Source organism: Arthrobacter rhizosphaerae (assembly GCF_023062595.1).
GTDB classification, from domain to species: Bacteria; Actinomycetota; Actinomycetes; order Actinomycetales; family Micrococcaceae; genus Arthrobacter; species Arthrobacter rhizosphaerae.
Map to the genome: position 1 here is coordinate 245,886 of NZ_JALLAN010000007.1, position 18,234 is coordinate 264,119.

Sequence of the window (18,234 nt, forward strand, 5' to 3'; positions counted from 1 at the left end):
CAAGATGAAACCGGTGGCCGTGGCTGGGACGTTTTTGTCGCGAATTTCATTCCGCGGGTTTACAGTCAGTGTATGCAGTCATCGAACCACGATCCGGCTTTTACGGTCCGGTTGGCTGACCAGGCCGCCAGCCCTCAGGACGCCAGCCCTCAGGATTTCAGCGCAACTGGCCTAAAGGGCCAAGCCGCTGGCCGCAAGGGCTTCCGGCAGCGGCGCAGGAACCGGCACGGGCGGGGCCTCCGCGGGGAACTGATGCTTCCGACACTGCCCGGTTACCGTACCCGCTCCGAGCACTTTGATGAGCTGGTCCTCGATTCAGCCCAGCGTCTGCATGACATCTGGGGAAAGCTGCTCGACGGCGTCCGCTTTGCCGTGGATGAAATCCCGCCAGGGCTCGAACAGCTCGTGGCCGATTCCGCCCCCGCTCCCATGGGCTCCTATGAACCCGCCACTGCGGATGAAGGGCCCGTGATCACTCTCTACCGCCGCGTTGTGGAGCAGGCCTGCAGCAGCAGGGAAGAGCTGCAGGACCTTGTCCACGATGTTGTAGTGGAGCACACGGCAGAAATGCTTGGCGTGGCACCCGAGACACTGGACCCCGTTTACCGGCGGCGGTACTGAGTCTGCAGATTCCCGAAGCCAGCCAGCGCAGCATCAATAGCCAGCGCAATATCAGTAGCCCAGGGTCACCGGGACTTCTTCTTGCCCGGCCGGACCGGGCGCAAAAGCCACGACAGAGACGTCACTGCGGTCCTCCTTGCCCAGCAGGACAGCGCCGTAGGCGGGGTCACCCGAAGCGGAGATGACGTAACCCAGCACCGCGGCTCCGTCCACTTTCTCAGGAACGTCGATGCTCGCCGTCGTGCCCCCTGCAATATCAGCGGTGCCGGCTGCGCGGATCTTTCCGTCCTCGGTGATGGGCGTGTAAGTGATCTTGGCCCGGTCCTCCGGTGCTCCGAACACGAGAGTCCGCTTCCCGGTGCGAGGGATCGGCACCACGTGTTCGCTGCCAAGCCTGGCTGAAGCCGGTGACCAGGCGACGTCGGATGCCTCGCCCGATTTGGTTCCGCGGGTTACGCGTGCCGCAGCGGCAAAGGTGACATCGGAGGTGGCTGACACCATGTACTGCCCGGCCGGCACTCCGGCGAGGGAAATCTCAGTCACTGAACCGGCTTTCGCGGTCACCACACCACCGTTTGGCAGGGCTTTTTGGCCGTCTCGCCCAAACAGCTTGACCTCCACCACAGCGTCCACCGGCCCTGGAACGGCCAACTGAAGGGCTGGTCCGGCATCGGCATAGCCCGCCTTTGACGTTTGGGACTTGATGTCGGCTGCCTCCTGAATGGACACTCCCGACACCACCTGACGCACCGACGGTGGTGCTCCTGGCGCGATGAAGTCCACACCGCCGGGGGTCAATCCACGCAGTACGCTTTGCTGGATTACCGCAGTGACAGGTCCGCCCACACTGCGGACGTGGACGCCGAGCCTGTCCTGCTCGGCGGCAAGTCCTGCCAGGACGATGGCACGGGTGCTACCCGGGGGAACCAGCAGACCACGGCTTCCCGGGGCCTGGATTTGCCCTGCCTTGCCAAACAGATCCAGGCTGACGGTTGCCGGAGTGCTGGAAGCATTGCTCAGGTTCAGGACCGCTGTCCTGCCCACCGAGGTATTTGCCCCCACCAGCCACAAATCGTTGGCCGGCTCCTGGCAGGCCGCAGCGGCGGACCCGCGAAGGTCTCCGTCGGTAGCTGTGTAACTCATGACAGCGCTGGCGGTCGCCTGCTGGTTGTTGAGCGCATCGGCGCTCAGCACACTGACCGCATCGACATCGCGCTGGGACACAACGCCGGCCGTAAGAGCTGCCGGACCCGTTTGCGCCAGCGCACCCTCGGCATCTTTCGAGACCTCCGTCAGGGTTTTTCCATCGAGGGCTGCCAATCGGCTTATCGGAACCTTTCCGGCGCTGGTGCTCAACACGGCAGCGTCTACCTGGCTGTTGGCCGTGCCGGATTCGGGGCTGAATTGAGGATCGGTTCCCACCGGAGTGCCTTCAAGAAGGCGGGCGGGGCCGGGACAGATTTCCACCTTGCTTCCCGCCGGTACCGCCGAGAGCGGTGCGTCGATGTGCCTGCTCCCCGACGCGGAAGGAACTAAGGACGCTGCCGTGACCATGCCGGCAGCACAGGCCAGAATACCCGCCGCCGACAGGACACGTTTCACAGCACTGCCCGGGCCTTTTAGCCTGAACCCCTTGGCGCCCTTAGCTGCTTTCTCCATGGGCTTGCCGGGTTTCCGGGGTGCCTTTCCAGACGGGGCAGCCTTGCTGTGCGGCGCCGGTTTGATGCTTGGTTCACTGTCTGGCTTGGGCGGCAGTGGCGGAACCGCCGCCGATTCTGAGGGCGACACGCCGCCGTCGTCATCCTTATGCATTCTGGTGTTCCTTACGCAGCGAGCCTTCATCCCGTGAAAGGCCGGAATTGAGCCTGCGAGCGGGTACGGGAATGGCAAGAATTATCGTCAGTCCAATCACAATCGCCTGGGCCAGTCCTGAAGGGAACGCCCACGGATTCTCATAGCGGATGGTGAGTTGCCCACCCTGTTGAGGCAGAGTAAAGGCCTGTGCCCAGTCGGAGGTGGTTGACGTCAGGCGTCGTCCGTCCAGCCAAGCGCTCCATCCGGCATCGGCGCGCTCCGCGAGGACAACCAGTCGTCCTTCCTCGCCGCCAGGTACCGGAACGTCGACGGACTCAAGACCGGAGGGCACCATCGCCACGGTTGCGCCCTTTGCGTCAACTATGCGGACCCGGTGGGCGATGTCGGCGGCATCAACGACCGGCTGGTTCAGAGGGCTGATCCGCCACAACCACCCAACATCGGTCTGGCCTACAGTGACAAGACCAGGAACGGCATCCATTCTGCTGGCCGTGAGTTGCGCGGCGGTGTCGGCAGCGCGCAGAACCACAAAGCCCACGCCCAACTGCTCCAGCTCAGGCCGGGGATCCACGCCTTGAGCAGCAACTATGGTTGCTACCGCTTTGCGGAGGGACGCGGTAGCGGCGTCGTCTTCCCTGACCGTTTCCTCGCCAGGTTCACCCATGATGTTGCGGGAGGCTGCGATGGCGGAAAGGTCGTCAAGGGTGGTCCCCGCGCCGCGCATCAGGGTGGCATCGAAGGAGCCATCCTCCTGAGTACTGATCAGGAGGGTCCGGGTCTGCTCTGGTCCGACACCCCGGTCGATGGCAGTTGCGGGCAGTATCCGGGGTTGGGTGGCTGCTATCAGCATTGGAGTCCCCAGCGGTGGGCCATTCCCTGGATCGTCTTGTCCGGCTGCCCGGGGAACAAAGTTCTGCGCCGTCCATGCGGAGAGACCGGCGAGTGGACCGGCGAGGAGCATAACGGCGGTCAGAACGGCCAGCGAACGGGTGGCAACGCGCCGGCCCCGCGAACCTGTGACTTTTTCTGAGCCGACCAGCAGCCTCTCCGCTCCGATGACCGCTGCCCCCAGCAACGCAATGGAGGCGGCCGAAACAAACGGTCCCGTAAAAGGTGTGACAAGGATGTCTGTTGATTCCCCAGTGGCAACATGCCCAGCCAGCCATCCTCCCGCAAGGATGATCAGTGCAGCCACCCACAAGGTTCGGGCTGTGGCAGCGCCCCGAGCAGGCACAAAGAGGGCTGCCACGGCCAGCAACAAGGTGGGCAGGCCAACAAGAACAGCCACCAGCAGCGCCCATGGAACGGTGTACCCGGAGAAGACAGGAAGACCCGACAAACCGCCGAAGACGTCAAACTCCAGCGGCTGGCCCAGTACTTGTTGCCACAAAGGGGCAGCATCAAACGCGAGGGGAAGTCCCGGGTCAGCCAACAGAGCGCGGGGACGGTCCAGCACAGAGAGCCCGAAAGGAATAAAGAGGACGGCACTCGGCAGCAGGGCCCACCAAATGGTCCGGCCGCGGCGGCGCAACATGATGCCCAGCAGGACAATTACCGCGAATGAAGGCAACAACAGGGACGGTGCAGCGGCAGTAACGAAAGCCAGTGCGAGCCCCGCCGCGGCAGCCGCCGTCCATGAGGGAGTTCCATTGATTCCGGCCTTGGTGGGCGGAGTTTCATGGAATCGCCGCTCCCCCTCTGTAGGCACGCTGAACCGGCCATGGCCGATTGCGGTGCCGGTGGCACGAAGCAGCGCAAGCACCAGCAAAGGCAGCATTACGTGTGCCAGAAGGGCGCCCAGACGTCCTTGATTCAGGGCAACCTGCAGGGCCGGGGCTCCCGCCCAGAGCAGCGCCGCGATGAATCGAATCCTTCGGCGTACGGTGATTCCTCCAGAAGCGAACCAGGCTGCGAGGCCCGAAAGCGGCATTGCCAGGAAAACCAGCCAGGTGACAACGACGTTGCCGTTACCACCGCCCAAAACGCTGATAACCCACAAAAGGAAGGCGAAGGGGTCACCGTGACCGGATACGCCGGCGCCCAGTCCTATCCACCAGCTCGAAGCATGGTGCCAAACCTCGGCAAGGCCGGACGAAACGGGCAGAAGGGCTCCACCCGAAACAGCTGCGGCCTGGAACAGGGTCAGGAGCCCCATCACTGAAGCGACGGCGGCAAGGATGACCGCCGCCAAGGCGCCGTTTCCCACCCACCCCCGTTTTGTGGTGGTCAGTGCGGCAAAGTCATCACTTGAGTCTCCGCTTGGCTGCTCGTCCAGGGGATCGTTGGAGAGTGAGTCGTCGGAATCGTGGGAGCCAATTGCTTCTATTAGCGAACGCCGATGCGACCATACCTCGCGGCGCGGTGTCTGGAGGCCCTTGATGACAGAGCGCCGGATGCGCCTGGTACGTGCAGCATCCCGCCGGCCCCGAAACACAGCGTCCGGTCGGCTTAGTGAAACCAGTGTGGCGAGCAGTTGGGAGAACCCGTGTCCGGGGTCCTTCACTGCAATGCTCAGCAGCAACTTGAACAGGCTGCCCAGCAAGGCACCAATGGCGTGCCCCGGGACCTTCCACAATGGTGAATGCTTGAGCCGCAGGTAAACCTGGGCCTTTCTTGCCGCCGCGGCGTTACCCAGGGCATGCGGGCGGTGGGACACGTGGAAGACCTTCGCAGAAGGCACAACCACCACCCGGTGGCCGGCAAGCCTGTTACGCCAACAGAAGTCAACGTCGTCGCCTGTTCCAGGAAGGGCCGGGTCGAAGCCCTTAAGGTCCTCCCAGACGTCACGGCGCACCAGCATTCCGGCTGAGTTGACGGCGAAGGTGTCGGTCCTGCCGTCGTATTGGCCCTGATCGAGTTCATCAACCTCAATCAGGGTCAACCGCTCACCCCAGCGGCTGGTGGAAAGTCCGACGTCAATGAGCCGGCGCCCCGCGTCCCAGTCCAATTGCTTACACCCGGCCACCGTCACCGAGGGTGCACGTTCGACGGCGTGCAACAGTTCAGCAAGGGCGGCCGGATGGGGTGCGGCGTCGTCGTGAACCAGCCAAATCCATTCACTGGCCTGCTGGCTCTCCGGATTCCACGGCGATCTGGCCGCCAGGCCGGCGCGAACGGCACCTCCCATACCGGTTTTTGTACCGTTGAAGGAAACAACATTCGCCGGACCGAAAGATTCTTCCAGAAGCGCTGCCGAATTGTCGCGGGACCCGGTGTCTACGCCAATGAAGGCATCAACGGGCCGGGTCTGCTGCGCCAGGGCAGCCAGTGTCCGGGGGAGATAGCCACTGCCGTTGTGGGAGACCACAACGGCCGTGACCAGTACGTCCTGATGAATCAGACCGCTCGCTTTCTCAGCCGACGACGCTCACGCTCAGAGAGGCCTCCCCAGATGCCGAACCTTTCGTCGTTCGCCAACGCATATTCCAGGCACTGGGAGCGCACGTTGCATGCTCCGCAGACCTTTTTAGCGTCGCGGGTCGATCCGCCCTTTTCAGGAAAGAAAGCCTCCGGATCGGTTTGTGCACACAGCGCATCGGTCTGCCATCCGAGTTCGCCTTCGTCATCGAAGCCTTGCTCAATGGGGAGGCCGATCCAGACGGGCTGGGTGGTGGTTCCCGAATGGAGCGTCTGCAGCTCCATAGGCGGATCAAGGGGATCGTCGTCCTGCTCCTGGGTCCCCTCCAGAAGTGCCTCGTGTGCGGCCAAAAATGCTGTGGCCTGGTCTTGCAATGAATCCTTCGTGCTTTGGTCGTACCGTTCCGCAGCATCCGGGTCTGCCGGATCTACGTACCAGTCACTTGGTACCCCCCTTGAACGGTATTTTGCCGTTGCCTGACCGGCGACGACGGCATCTTCCTGGATACGCTCAGCTTGCCCCATGGCGTCCCTTCCTGATGTTGCCGCCCTTGCCTGCATACTGTGGCACTCGGTTGTGTGCCATGTAGTCGAACAAGGGCTTTCGATAACTAATTACACGTGTGTAAGTAGCAGTGCGTCAAGCGGCGTCCGGGATAATAATCAACGCAAGACATAATTCGGTGCCGCGCCACGCCCGGGAATTTTCCGCCTGGACCGCGCAGCAGCAAGGATTTTGACAGCATGCTGACTTGTTTTGAAGGCATTTGCCGAGATCCCGGGAAAGTTGCGGTCACGGTTAAATAACACCAGCAACGTTACTAAGTTGAATGTGTCGGAGATCACACAGCATGCGTCCAGTCTTCCGGTTCAGCGCCCCTAACCCTTCCCGTTCAACGCAATTAAGGGTCCGGTTCAACGGCGTGAGGGGTCGTGGCAAGATGGGAACCATGAGCATCCCGGCGACTGAACTGATGACAACCCTTCGTTCCGGACACTCCACCTCACCGCGGCTTACCTGGTACGGGCCTGACTCAGAACGCGTCGAGCTCTCCGGCCGGGTGCTGGATAACTGGGTGGCCAAAACCAGCAATTTGCTCCAGGACGAGCTTGATGCCGGCCCCGGCTCCCGGCTCAGGCTGGACCTTCCCCCGCACTGGAAATCGGTAATTCTGGCCTTGGCCGCGTGGCAGTTGGGGATGACCACAGTCTTAGGTGACGGTGAAGCGGACCTCCTGGCCACCGGTGAGCCCGAAGCCTCACGAGGTTCCGCCCGATACGACGCCGTCATAGCCGTTCCGCTGCCGGCATTAGCCATGCGGTGGCCCGGGGAACTGCCCCCCGGCGTCGTAGACTACGCTGCGGAGGTCCGCTCCCACAGGGACGTTTTTATGCCCCACGCAGACCCGGACCCTGCCCACCCCGCCGTCACGTCGTCGGATGGAACCACCTACCGGCACGCTGACCTGCTCGACGGCTTCGCCATTGGGCATCAAAACGGAGCCCGGCTCCTGGTGAAAGCCGGCGAGGGGCTGGAGCAGGTCCTGGTGCAGTCCTTGGGAGCCTGGCAGCAGGACGGGTCCGTCGTTCTGGTGCACCCCGATGTGGAAATTACGGACAAGCTCCTCGCCAACGAGCGCGTCCAAGGCAGCTGAGGCAGCTGACAAAGCTGCCCTAAGGACAGCGGCTAGAGGCCCTTTCCTGGCCCGTCGGGATCCTTGACTGCCTTTTGGACGCCCGCTTCCGAAGCATCGCCCCCCGGGACAGTGACCGCTTCCTTCTCATGGGCATGCGGGTGCAGTTCGATCAGCTCGTGGTCGTGGGAGAACTCCGGCTCTTCATCCAGTTCCTTGTTGAAGACAAGGAAGCGGTAGGCGAAGAACCTCACCACTGTCGCCACGAGAATGCCGAAGACTCCTGCGAGGAAGACGAGGTTCTTATCCGTGATGTTCAATCCGTACTGGGCCGCGGCCGTCAGCCCGGTGGAAATCCCGATGCCGATGCCGTTGATGAGAGCGAACATTATGAACTCGCGTGTCACGTTGTCCTGCCGACGGTGGCGGAACGTCCATAGCCGGTTCGCAATCCACGAGAAGATGGTGGCGACTGTGGCTCCAACCAGCCGCGCCTTTGCATTGCTGTCGATCATCGGCCCGTGCATGAGGTAGTACGTGAGTCCGTTGTCGATGACGAATGCCACACCGCCCACAGCACCGAATTTGGCAACCTCGCGCCAGAAGAGTGAGGCAAGCCCCCGGATACGCTCTGCAAGTGTGTAAAACATGACCCTCCATGGCTGAATGAGAATTAGGCCACTGGGCCGAGAGTCCATTTTAGCCCGGGAGGCTGGGAGACAACTCCGAATCTCCTCCTTTTACGCGCAAGGCGCGGACGAATGAGGCGCAAAACACGTTCCAGGCGGGGTGGAAGTCCGCAACCGCTCCCCTGTTCTGTAGGCTGGCACATGTGACTTTTCCAGTAATCGGCGTAGTTGGCGGCGGCCAATTAGCGCGCATGATGGCTCCTGCAGCTACAGCCCTCGGCTTCGAACTCCGCGTTCTGGCGGAAGGGGACGACGTTTCAGCTGTCTCCGCGGTACCCACCGCTCCCGTGGGCGACTATAAGGATCTGGACGCCCTCCTGGAGTTCTCCCGCGGCCTTGACGTGATGACTTTCGATCACGAGCACGTACCCACAGAGCATCTCCGGGCCCTCCTTGCGGCGGGGGTCAACGTTCAACCCGGCCCGGACGCCTTGGTCAATGCCCAGGACAAGCTGGTCATGCGTGCTGCTATCGACCGCCTGGAACTCCCGAACCCGGCGTGGGCCGCCGTGCATGACGTCGGGGAACTCACCGAATTCGGCAACCAAACCGGCTGGCCTGTAGTCCTGAAGATGCCCAGGGGCGGCTACGACGGCAAGGGTGTGCGGATTATCGCAACACCGGATGAAGCAGCTGCCGCCGGCGATTGGTTCGACGCTATGAACCCCCTCCTCGCCGAAGCCAAGGTTGATTTCAGCAGGGAACTCTCGGCTCTCGTCGCCCGGACTCCGGACGGTGAATCCCGGGCCTGGCCAGTGGTGCACACGGTACAGGTGGACGGAGTGTGTGACGAGGTCATTGCCCCTGCCCAAGGTATGTCGCTCGATGTCGCTGCGGCCGCCGAAGAGGCAGCGGTTCGCATCGCCAATGAGCTCGGGGTCACCGGCGTCATGGCTGTGGAAATGTTCGAGACGCCGGGGGTAGGCACAGGTTTCCTCATCAACGAATTGGCCATGCGCCCGCACAACACCGGCCACTGGACCCAGGACGGCTCGGTAACCAGCCAGTTCGAACAGCACCTCCGTGCTGTCCTCAATCTCCCCCTTGGCGCCACCGACGTCCTTGGCGCCGTGGCGGTCATGAAGAACTTTCTTGGCGGCGAAAACCAGGACCTGTATTCGGCCTATCATCTGGCCCTCGCTGTTGAGCCGGCAGCGAAGGTGCATTGTTACGGCAAGGCGGTGCGTCCCGGCAGGAAGATCGGCCATGTGAACCTGGTGAGCGCCTCGGCGGCTGATGTTGAGTCGCTTAGGAAACGCGCGACGACGGTCGCCGCCACCATTCGCGATGGCCGGCGGCCTGCCCAGTCGGCAACTGCAACTCCCGAGGAGAATTCATGACCAGCGAATCGGCTGCCCCTGCCGGAACAGCACAGCCCGTCCCTGTCGTGGGCCTGGTTATGGGCTCCGACTCTGACTGGCCGGTCATGGAAGCCGCGGCCGAAGCGTTGGCCGAGTTCGGAATACCCTTTGAGGCGGACGTAGTCTCGGCACACCGCATGCCTCTCGAAATGATCCGTTATGGCCAAACCGCCCATGAACGCGGCTTGCGGGTCATCATCGCAGGGGCAGGCGGCGCCGCGCACCTCCCGGGGATGTTGGCGTCGGTGACCCCCTTGCCGGTGATTGGCGTCCCGGTTCCGCTGAAAACCCTGGACGGCATGGATTCCCTGCTCTCCATAGTGCAGATGCCTGCGGGAGTACCCGTGGCGACGGTCTCCATCGCAGGGGCCCGAAATGCCGGACTGCTTGCCGTCCGGATGCTCGCTTCGGCAACCGATGAACTTGCCGGCCGCCTCCAAGGTGAACTACTGGAATTCGCGCAGGAACTCAATAACGTCGCCACCCGCAAGGGCGAGGCCCTCCGCCAAAAAGCCGGCGAAGTGTTCTCCGACGGAAACGTCATTCGCCGGGGCAGCCGTTAGGGAGCACAAAGATGTCCAACACCCAACTACACACGGATGAGCAGCAAGGCGGCGTCCTGACGGACCCGGTGCGTCATCCTGGCAGTGCGGCCTCCCCTGTCAGGACGAAGCGCGCCTTCGTCCTGATCCTGCTGACATTGTTCGTGCCCGGCAGTGCGCAGATCGTTGCCGGCGACCGCAGACTTGGCCGGCGGGCCCTGCGTGTCACTTTGGCTGCCTGGGCGCTTATTGTGCTCATGCTGGTTCTGGTGGCCACGAACCGATCGCTCTTGATTGGAATCGTCACCAACGAGTTCACGTCCCTGATTCTCATCCTGATCCTGGTTGCCTTCGCGGTGGGATGGGCCATCTTGTTCATCAACACCCTCAGGCTCATTCGTCCGGTCCTTCTGGAGCCCCGCATCCGGCCCGTTGTCGGCGCTGCGCTGGTGCTCGCCATGGTCCTGAGCAGTGGTTCCCTGGGGTATGCGGCGTACCTGCTGAACGTTGGCCGAAACGCCATCGGCAGCATTTTCGCGTCTGGGCCGGCCATCGAGCCCTCAGAGGGCAGATACAACTTTCTCATGATGGGTGGCGACGCCGGAGCTGACCGAACAGGGCGGCGACCCGACAGCCTGTCCGTGATCAGCGTAGATGCAGAAACCGGCAAGACAGCCATTATCTCGATACCCCGGAACCTGCAGAACGCACAGTTCAGCGAAGACTCACCGATGCGCAAGATTTATCCTGACGGTTATGACTGCGGCAATGAATGCCTCATCAACGCCATCAACACCGAGGTGACCAATGAACACCAGGACCTGTACCCCGGCGTGGCCGACCCCGGTGCGCAGGCAACGCTGGAAGCGGTCTCAGGCTCCCTTGGCATCAAGGTGCAGGCATATGTCCTCGTGGATATGGAGGGCTTCTCCAAACTGATTGACGCCATGGGCGGCATCAGGATCAAGGCCGGCGGGTGGGTTCCCATGAGCGGTCCGATGGTGGATGAAGCCAATGGGATCCACGGCATGCCCGAGGGGTGGATCCCTGCCGGCGAACAGCATCTGGACGGTTACCACGCGCTCTGGTACGGCCGCTCGCGGGAGTTTGTGGACGACTATTCGCGTATCCAGCGGCAACAGTGCGTGCAGCAGGCCATGCTCAAGCAATTGGACCCCGCTACCCTCCTCTCCAAGTTTCAGGACATCGCCGAGGCCGGAACCAAGGTGGTGGACTCCAACATCTCGGCTTCCCAGCTGGGGAGCTTTGTGGATCTTGCAGTGAAAGCCAAGGGACAAGATGTGGCGCGGCTGACCATCGGCCCGCCGGATTTTGACGCCTCCTTCTCGACTGTTCCCGATTTCGGCATCATCCATGACAAGGTGCGCCAACTGCTCGGTAGCCAGGCCTCCCCTTCGGCAGGTGCCTTGGACGACGCCATGGTCGAGCCTCTGGCCCGGCTTGCACCCTCCGGCGGTCAGCCCTTGGCAGCGGGACCGGCGGCTGGGGTGCCCTTGACGCAGCCCGCACCGTCGCCGTCGGACTTCACACCGGTGACCACCACGCCGGATGGGCAGCCGATCACAGCTGAGATGCTGAATGAGTTCAAACGCCTTGGCGATGAACAGTCGATCCGCGAACTCGTTGCCACCAATGGCCAGTGCGCACCGCTGTAAACCTCCCGGCCGCCGGTGTCAGTAGCGCCTGCACACGATGGCATCATTAAGCAGCAACAGATAGGGATTCCTGGTTTTGTACGAAATTGAGAATGTCCTCCGCCCTTATGCTTGGGGTTCGAAGACGGCAATAGCGGGTTTTCTGGGGCGACCGGCGTCCGGTGGACCGGAAGCCGAGCTATGGCTTGGTGCCCACCCCGGTGCCCCTTCCGTCGCTTTGACGGCCGACGGAACGCACAGGCTGGACGCCCTCATTGCCGCCGATCCCGTCCATCACCTCGGTGCTGCAAGCATTGCCGAGTTCGGGCCCCGGCTGCCGTTCCTCCTGAAGGTGCTGGCCGCGGAGAACCCCCTCTCCCTCCAGGTGCATCCCACGCTCGAGCAAGCCAGGGAGGGTTTCGCGCGGGAGGAAGCTGCCGGCGTGGACCGGAATGCCGTGGAACGCAATTACAAGGATGACAACCACAAACCCGAAATGATCTTCGCCTTGACGCAGTTCGAGGCGCTCTGCGGATTCCGTCCGGTTCCCTCCACCCTCGCTTTACTGGAGCACGTTATACGTTCCATGGAGCAACTGTCGTTGGAGGTTCCCGGTGTTGTACGCCTCGTTATGGAGGACTTGAAGGCGAACCCTGAACCCGAAGCACTCAGGGCTGCTTTTACACGCCTGATCAGCGGAGGCCGCGACATTTCCGATGCCGTCGGGCAGCTTGTCGGCGGAATCAAAGCCGGCTTGATGAAGAAGCCGTACGAGAAGGAACTCACTACGGCTCTCGAGCTTAACGCTCAGTACCCGGGTGATCCAGGTGTCCTGATTTCCCTGTTGTTGAACCGGATTTCGCTCGGGCCCGGGGAGGCCATGTACCTTCCTGCCGGAAACGTCCACGCCTACCTGCATGGGCTGGGCATCGAGGTCATGGCCTCGTCGGACAACGTCCTCCGCGGCGGCCTCACCCCAAAGTTCATTGATGTCCAGGAACTGCTCAACACCATCGATTTCTCGGCTGTTGCCGTGCCAATGCTCGCGCCCGGGTTGTCCGATCTGGGACAGGAGCTGTACTGCCCGCCGTTCAAAGAGTTCCAGCTTCAGCACGTGATGCTTGCTCCAGACGCCGAGCCTGTGCCGATCGCCCAGTCCGGGGCGGCCCTGATCATCGTCGTTTCAGGTTCCGTGCTGCTCGATTCCCCCAAGGGAGATCTTCATCTCGGCCGCGGAGGCAGTGCGTACATTCCCGCAGCGGAGGCACCGGTGAACATTCATCCGGTATCCGGGGCGACCGAAACTGGCCGCGCTTTTGCCGTGACTACAGCATTGAGAGCGTGATCATGGAGTCCTTTCTACAGTCGTCCGCGTGGGCAGAGTTCCAGCGTTCCCTCGGCAGAACAGTCCATGCGGAGTCCGGCCCGGGCTGGAGCTTCCTGGCCATCGAGGAGAAGAATCCTGCTGGAACCGTGCTGTATTCACCCTACGGTCCAGTGGCTGATTCTCTGGAGTCGTTCGACAACGCTCTAGCCTCGCTAGTGGCGCTGGCCAAGCGGTGCGGTGCAGTCTGTGTCCGGATCGAGCCGGTCAACGTAGGGTTGCCATCCGATGAAGCCGAGGCCCTGCTGCGGCGTCGTGGACTCGAACCGGCCCCGTCGAACCAGCAGCCTGAACTGAGCTGGATTATTGATCTGGAGCCGGACTTCAAGGACATCCTTGCTGCCATGAAGCCGGTTAATCGCAATCTGTACCGGAACATCCACAAAAAGGGCGTAACCTTCCGCAGCTCACAGGATCCGGAAGACATTGGGGTGCTCCTGAACTTCCTCCACATGACGGCCAGGCGGAACGGCTTCAAGCCCCAAAGCGATGAATACCTGCGGCAGGTGGCAGCGTCGTTGATGCCTGCAGGCGCGGCCACCCTGTACATTGCCGAACTCCATGGCGGGCCCATCGCAGCTGCCTTGGCCTATGATTCCGCAGACACACGTACGTATGCCCATGCGGCCCTGGACGACACCCATCGGAAGCTCAGCGCCGGGATCCCTTTGCTGGTGACCCTTATTGCCGAGGCCAAGGAAAAAGGGCTCAAGTACGTGGATCTCTGGGGCGTGGCCCCCTCGGACCAACTTGACCACAAGTGGGCGGGCTTTACCGCCTTCAAGAAGTCCTTCGGTGGCCGCGAAGTTGCCTACGCCGGCACGTGGGATCTCCCCGTCAAGAAGATCCGCTACTCCGCCTACCAGTTGGCGCGCAAAGCCCGGGACAAGGCGAAAGCCCTCCGAAGCAAAGTCCCGGCGCGAACCGGGAGCTGATCCCCTCTCGACGCCGGCCGTTAACGCGAACTGGCAGCTAACGACCGCAACCCGTGGGTTCGAGGTCGTTAGCTGCCTGTTCACGGAGAGGCAGAGCGTGGCGCCTAGCGGCGGGCGTAGCCTTCCCACTTGCTCGCCTGGTGCTCGCCATCAACGAAACGGATGGTGCCGGACTTGGACCGCATCACGATGGACTGGGTGAGGACCTTGTCCTTGGCGTAGCGGACGCCCTTGAGGAGGTCACCGTCGGTGATGCCCGTCGCGGCAAAGTAGCAGTTGTCGCTGGTGACCAGATCGTTCGTGGAAAGCACACGCTCGAGATCGTGACCGGCGTCGATGGCCTTCTGCTTCTCGTCATCACTGGTGGGCCACAACCGGCCCTGGATCACGCCACCGAGTGACTTGATGGCACAGGCAGCAACGATTCCTTCGGGAGTGCCGCCGATGCCCATCAGGGCGTCGACGCCGGTGCCGCCGCGGGCAGCGGCAATCGCACCGGCAACGTCACCGTCCATGATGAACTTGGTGCGGGCCCCGGCTTCGCGGATTTCCTCCACGAGGGGACGGTGCCGGTCGCGGTCCAGGATCATGACATTAAGCTGGTTGACCTTGACGCCCTTGGCCTTGGCGATCAGGTGGAGGTTTTGCTTCACAGGTAAACGCAGGTCAACCATATCGGCCGCTTCAGGGCCTGTGACCAGCTTCTCCATGTAGAACACCGCCGACGGGTCGAACATGGAGCCGCGCTCGGCAACCGCCAGAACGGCCAGTGCGTTGTTGATGCCAAGGGCAGTCAGTCGCGTCCCATCGATGGGGTCGACGGCGACGTCACACTCGGGGCCCGTCCCGTCACCGACCTGCTCGCCGTTGAAGAGCATGGGGGCTTCATCTTTTTCACCTTCACCGATAACCACAACGCCATTGAAGTGGACGGTCTGAAGGAAGGAACGCATGGCGTCGACGGCGGCGCCGTCCGCTTTGTTCTTGTCCCCGAAGCCAACCCAGTGGCCGCCGGCAATTGCGGCAGCCTCGGTGACGCGGACAAGTTCAAGGGCGAGGTTGCGGTCAGGCTCGTCCAGCCCAACAGCGAGCGACGGAGAAAGTGTGGAGTACTTCTGGCTAACAGACGCAGGTGACACGTGAACCTCTTCTTCGAGTGGCGATCATTGAACCCGTACGGCCGGAAGTCCGTACGGTGATTCCTCTGCTTCGATCATAGTCTGGGCGGCAAGCGAAGGTCGCGAAATGACTCGGCCGGAAAATACCGCAGCTTCCCAGGGCTGTGGGCACCGAGTGTGAGAACGTCCCGTCCATGAGCGACTATAGAGGGGTGAGTGATATGCAGGACAAGCCCGCCAGCCACGCCCCGGCGCCAGCCGCCGGCACAGCTTCCGGCTCCCCAGTCCAAACCCCGGTCAAGCCCGTAATCCCCGCTGCGGCAGCGAAACGGGCCAATGCATCGGTTATCGGAATGATGATCGCGCTGGCTGTGAGCATTGCAGCGTTCCTACCCATCGTGTTGATGAACCCCGCCCCGAAGAGCGACGGGTTCCGGCCCGATATCAACGTCAGTGCCGTGGCGCAGAATGCCGCAGGTGTGGCCGGATTCACACCGGTGGCCCCCAATCCCGGCGACACATACAGCCCCAATTACGCGCGGTGGGAGTCCGGAACGGAAAGCGGAGTGCCCACTTGGGAAATCGGCTACCTCACCCCGAAAGAGGCATTTATCGGCCTGGCCCAGACCGCACAGGCCAATCCGACGTGGCTGGTACAGCAGGTCGAGAACGCCCCGGTAACTGGAAAACGGAACGCCGGAGGCCTGGACTGGGAGTTGCGTGACTCCGGAAAAGGCAAGAAAAGCATGGTCCTGGTCCACCGGGGAACCACCGTAGTGCTGACCGGAGCTGCACAGCTGGACGAGTTTACGGTGCTGGCTGCCGCCGTCGTGCAGTCACTGAACAGTAATCCTCCCGCCACGGTTTCACCTTCGACCGCACCTTCACCGTAAGGTATTGGCCGTGGCTACTTATCTGACTCCCGCGCTGGCATGGCGCCGCCTGCGCGAAGGCAACGAGCGCTTCGTATCCGGTCAATCCTCCCACCCCAACCAGGACGCGTCCCGGCGCTCCTCGCTGGTGGAGAACCAACACCCTTTCGCCGTTATCTTCGGCTGTTCCGACTCCCGCCTTGCTGCTGAAATCATCTTTGACCTGGGCCTCGGCGACGCTTTTGTGGTGCGGACGGCCGGGCAGGTCATCGACGATGCGGTACTTGGTTCGCTGGAGTACAGCGTCAGCGAACTGGCCGTGCCTCTGATCGTGGTCCTGGGCCATGACAGCTGCGGAGCCGTCAGCGCAACCAAGACGGCCGTGGAAACCGGAAAAATGCCGATTGGCTTCATCCGTGACCTCGTCGAGCGGATCACACCGTCAGTGCTGACGTCGCTCCGGAACGACCAGCACGAGGTCAACGACATGGTGGTTGAGCACGTCAAGCAGACCTCACAACGGCTCGTGGACAGTTCACGTGTGATTTCCACCGCAATTGATACCGGCCGCGTGGCGGTCATTGGACTCTCGTACAGCCTCGCAGAGGGCCGCGCTGAGTTTATTTCCGGAGTCGGCGACCTTTAGGAACGCTCCTGGCGGGTCCAGCGCGACTCGCGGGAGGACCGGACAGAGGCCCTTCATGGTTTTCAGTGCAGGCCCCTGTCGACCTAAGCTAGCCCCATGACTTCCACTACTGAAGAGTTCCGCATTGAACATGACACGATGGGCGAAGTCCGCGTCCCCGTGAACGCCCTGTACCGCGCGCAGACGCAACGTGCAGTGGAGAACTTCCCCATCTCCGGGAAGACCCTCGAGCGCGCCCACATTGAGGCGCTCGCCCGGGTCAAGAAAGCTGCCGCCCTGGCGAATGCAGAACTGGGAGTGCTCGACGGCGAGCTTGCCCAGGCAATTGCCGACGCCGCCGATGAGGTCGCTTCGGGAAAGTACGACGGCGACTTCCCCATCGATGTCTTCCAGACCGGTTCGGGAACGTCCTCGAACATGAACACCAATGAGGTTATCGCCGAGCTCGCCTCGCGTGCCCTCACCTCCGCCGGTAGTGACAAGGTTGTCCACCCGAACGACCACGTCAACGCCTCGCAGTCATCCAACGACGTTTTCCCGACCTCCGTCCACGTCGCGGCGACTTCGGCGCTCATCAACGACCTCATTCCGGCCCTGGGCTACCTGGCCGATTCCCTGGACCGGAAGGCCGTCGAGTTCAAGGACGTCGTAAAGTCCGGCCGTACCCACCTGATGGATGCCACCCCCGTCACCCTGGGCCAGGAATTCGGAGGCTACGCGGCGCAGGTCCGTTACGGCATCGAGCGGATCAACGCTTCGCTCCCCCGCGTTGCCGAGGTTCCCCTCGGTGGCACCGCTGTTGGCACGGGAATCAACACCCCGGCAGGCTTCCCGGAGCGCGTTATTGAACTGCTGGCCGCAGACACCGGGTTGCCCCTGACCGAGGCCCGCAACCACTTCGAGGCACAGGCCAACCGTGACGGCCTCATCGAGGCTTCCAGCCAGCTGCGTAACATCGCGATCTCCTTTATGAAAATCAACAATGACCTCCGCTGGATGGGCTCGGGTCCCAATACAGGCTTGGGCGAAATCGCCATTCCTGACCTGCAGCCTGGCTCCTCGATCATGCCCGGCAAGGTCAACCCGGTCATCTGCGAAGCGTCCATCATGGTGTGCGCGCAGGTCATCGGCAACGACACCGCCATTGCCTGGTCCGGCACCAACGGCGCTTTTGAGCTGAACGTCGGCATCCCGGTCATGGCCGCCAACCTCCTGGAATCCGTGCGACTGCTGGCCAACACCAGCCGCGTAATGGCCGACAAGATGATCGACGGCATCACAGCCAACGTTGAGCGGGCCCGCTTCCTGGCGGAGGCTTCCCCGTCCATCGTGACCCCGCTCAACAAGTTCATCGGCTATGAGAATGCCGCCAAGATCGCCAAGAAGGCAGTTGGTGAGGGCCTGACCATCCGCGAAACAGTGGTGGCCATGGGCTTCCTCGAGCGCGGCGAACTGACCGAGGAACAGCTGGACACGGCACTGGACGTCATGTCCATGACGAGGCCTCCGCACAAGGCATAGTCTTCCCCCTCCAATAAGTTCGACAACGTCAAGCAGTAACGACGGCGGTCCGGTACCTTTCGCACGAAAGGCACCGGACCGCCG

At 62.4% G+C, this 18,234-nt stretch carries 15 protein-coding genes; 10 read left to right on the forward strand and 5 right to left on the reverse strand.

The features are described from left to right. Positions 1 to 72 precede the first annotated feature (72 nt). Complete coding sequence (locus MU551_RS11995) at positions 73 to 621, forward strand: metallopeptidase family protein (RefSeq protein ID WP_247044419.1); 549 nt, start codon at positions 73 to 75, stop codon at positions 619 to 621. A 51-nt stretch (positions 622 to 672) separates the two neighbouring features. Here the strand turns inward: MU551_RS11995 and MU551_RS12000 are convergent, their stop codons facing one another. Genes MU551_RS12000 through MU551_RS12010 form a run of 3 tightly spaced genes read right to left on the reverse strand, consistent with a single transcriptional unit; the run spans position 673 to position 6,318 of the window. Next, a complete protein-coding gene (locus MU551_RS12000) occupies positions 673 to 2,433 on the reverse strand; it encodes a DUF5719 family protein (protein WP_247044422.1) in 1,761 nt (586 codons plus the stop codon). Continuing rightward, entirely contained in the window at positions 2,426 to 5,743 is a 3,318-nt protein-coding gene (locus MU551_RS12005; RefSeq protein WP_247044427.1) for a glycosyltransferase, read from the reverse strand. The genes MU551_RS12000 and MU551_RS12005 overlap by 8 nt, the downstream gene beginning before the upstream one ends. 29 nt (positions 5,744 to 5,772) lie before the next feature. Then, complete coding sequence (locus tag MU551_RS12010) at positions 5,773 to 6,318, reverse strand: WhiB family transcriptional regulator (RefSeq protein WP_247044429.1); 546 nt, start codon at positions 6,316 to 6,318, stop codon at positions 5,773 to 5,775. 425 nt (positions 6,319 to 6,743) lie between these two features. Between MU551_RS12010 and MU551_RS12015 the strand changes: the two genes are divergently transcribed. Beyond that, positions 6,744 to 7,448 carry a TIGR03089 family protein gene (locus tag MU551_RS12015; protein WP_247044431.1) on the forward strand — a complete coding sequence of 235 codons (705 nt, stop codon included), beginning with the start codon at positions 6,744 to 6,746 and terminating at the stop codon, positions 7,446 to 7,448. 32 nt (positions 7,449 to 7,480) lie between these two features. Here the strand turns inward: MU551_RS12015 and MU551_RS12020 are convergent, their stop codons facing one another. Beyond that, a complete protein-coding gene (locus tag MU551_RS12020; RefSeq protein ID WP_247044432.1) occupies positions 7,481 to 8,077 on the reverse strand; it encodes a GtrA family protein in 597 nt (198 codons plus the stop codon). A 182-nt stretch (positions 8,078 to 8,259) separates the two neighbouring features. Between MU551_RS12020 and MU551_RS12025 the strand changes: the two genes are divergently transcribed. The 5 genes from MU551_RS12025 (at position 8,260) to MU551_RS12045 (ending at position 13,993) form a co-directional block, all read left to right on the forward strand. Beyond that, entirely contained in the window at positions 8,260 to 9,456 is a 1,197-nt protein-coding gene (locus MU551_RS12025) for a 5-(carboxyamino)imidazole ribonucleotide synthase (RefSeq protein WP_308198303.1), read from the forward strand. Continuing rightward, complete coding sequence (gene purE, locus MU551_RS12030; protein ID WP_247044434.1) at positions 9,453 to 10,040, forward strand: 5-(carboxyamino)imidazole ribonucleotide mutase; 588 nt, start codon at positions 9,453 to 9,455, stop codon at positions 10,038 to 10,040. Before MU551_RS12025 ends, purE begins: the two co-directional genes overlap by 4 nt. 11 nt (positions 10,041 to 10,051) lie before the next feature. Continuing rightward, positions 10,052 to 11,695, forward strand: a complete 1,644-nt coding sequence (locus MU551_RS12035; RefSeq protein WP_247044435.1) for an LCP family glycopolymer transferase — start codon at positions 10,052 to 10,054, stop codon at positions 11,693 to 11,695. Between the two features lie 76 nt (positions 11,696 to 11,771). Then, a complete protein-coding gene (gene manA, locus MU551_RS12040; RefSeq protein ID WP_247044437.1) occupies positions 11,772 to 13,019 on the forward strand; it encodes a mannose-6-phosphate isomerase, class I in 1,248 nt (415 codons plus the stop codon). Between the two features lie 2 nt (positions 13,020 to 13,021). Continuing rightward, complete coding sequence (locus MU551_RS12045; RefSeq protein ID WP_247044440.1) at positions 13,022 to 13,993, forward strand: lipid II:glycine glycyltransferase FemX; 972 nt, start codon at positions 13,022 to 13,024, stop codon at positions 13,991 to 13,993. A gap of 104 nt (positions 13,994 to 14,097) precedes the next feature. Here the strand turns inward: MU551_RS12045 and glpX are convergent, their stop codons facing one another. Further along, on the reverse strand, positions 14,098 to 15,132 hold the full coding sequence (gene glpX, locus MU551_RS12050) for a class II fructose-bisphosphatase (protein WP_247044442.1): 1,035 nt from the start codon (positions 15,130 to 15,132) through the stop codon (positions 14,098 to 14,100). 200 nt (positions 15,133 to 15,332) lie between these two features. Between glpX and MU551_RS12055 the strand changes: the two genes are divergently transcribed. The 3 genes from MU551_RS12055 to MU551_RS12065 all read left to right on the forward strand — a co-directional run bounded on the left by MU551_RS12055 (position 15,333) and on the right by MU551_RS12065 (position 18,150). Then, positions 15,333 to 16,004, forward strand: coding sequence for a DUF4245 domain-containing protein (locus tag MU551_RS12055; protein WP_247044497.1), 672 nt, complete (start codon positions 15,333 to 15,335; stop codon positions 16,002 to 16,004). Positions 16,005 to 16,014: 10 nt separating this feature from the next. Next, positions 16,015 to 16,629 (forward strand): carbonic anhydrase, encoded by a 615-nt coding sequence (locus tag MU551_RS12060; RefSeq protein WP_247044444.1) that lies wholly within the window; start codon positions 16,015 to 16,017, stop codon positions 16,627 to 16,629. A 96-nt stretch (positions 16,630 to 16,725) separates the two neighbouring features. Next, a complete protein-coding gene (locus MU551_RS12065) occupies positions 16,726 to 18,150 on the forward strand; it encodes a class II fumarate hydratase (protein ID WP_247044447.1) in 1,425 nt (474 codons plus the stop codon). Positions 18,151 to 18,234: the final 84 nt, after the last annotated feature.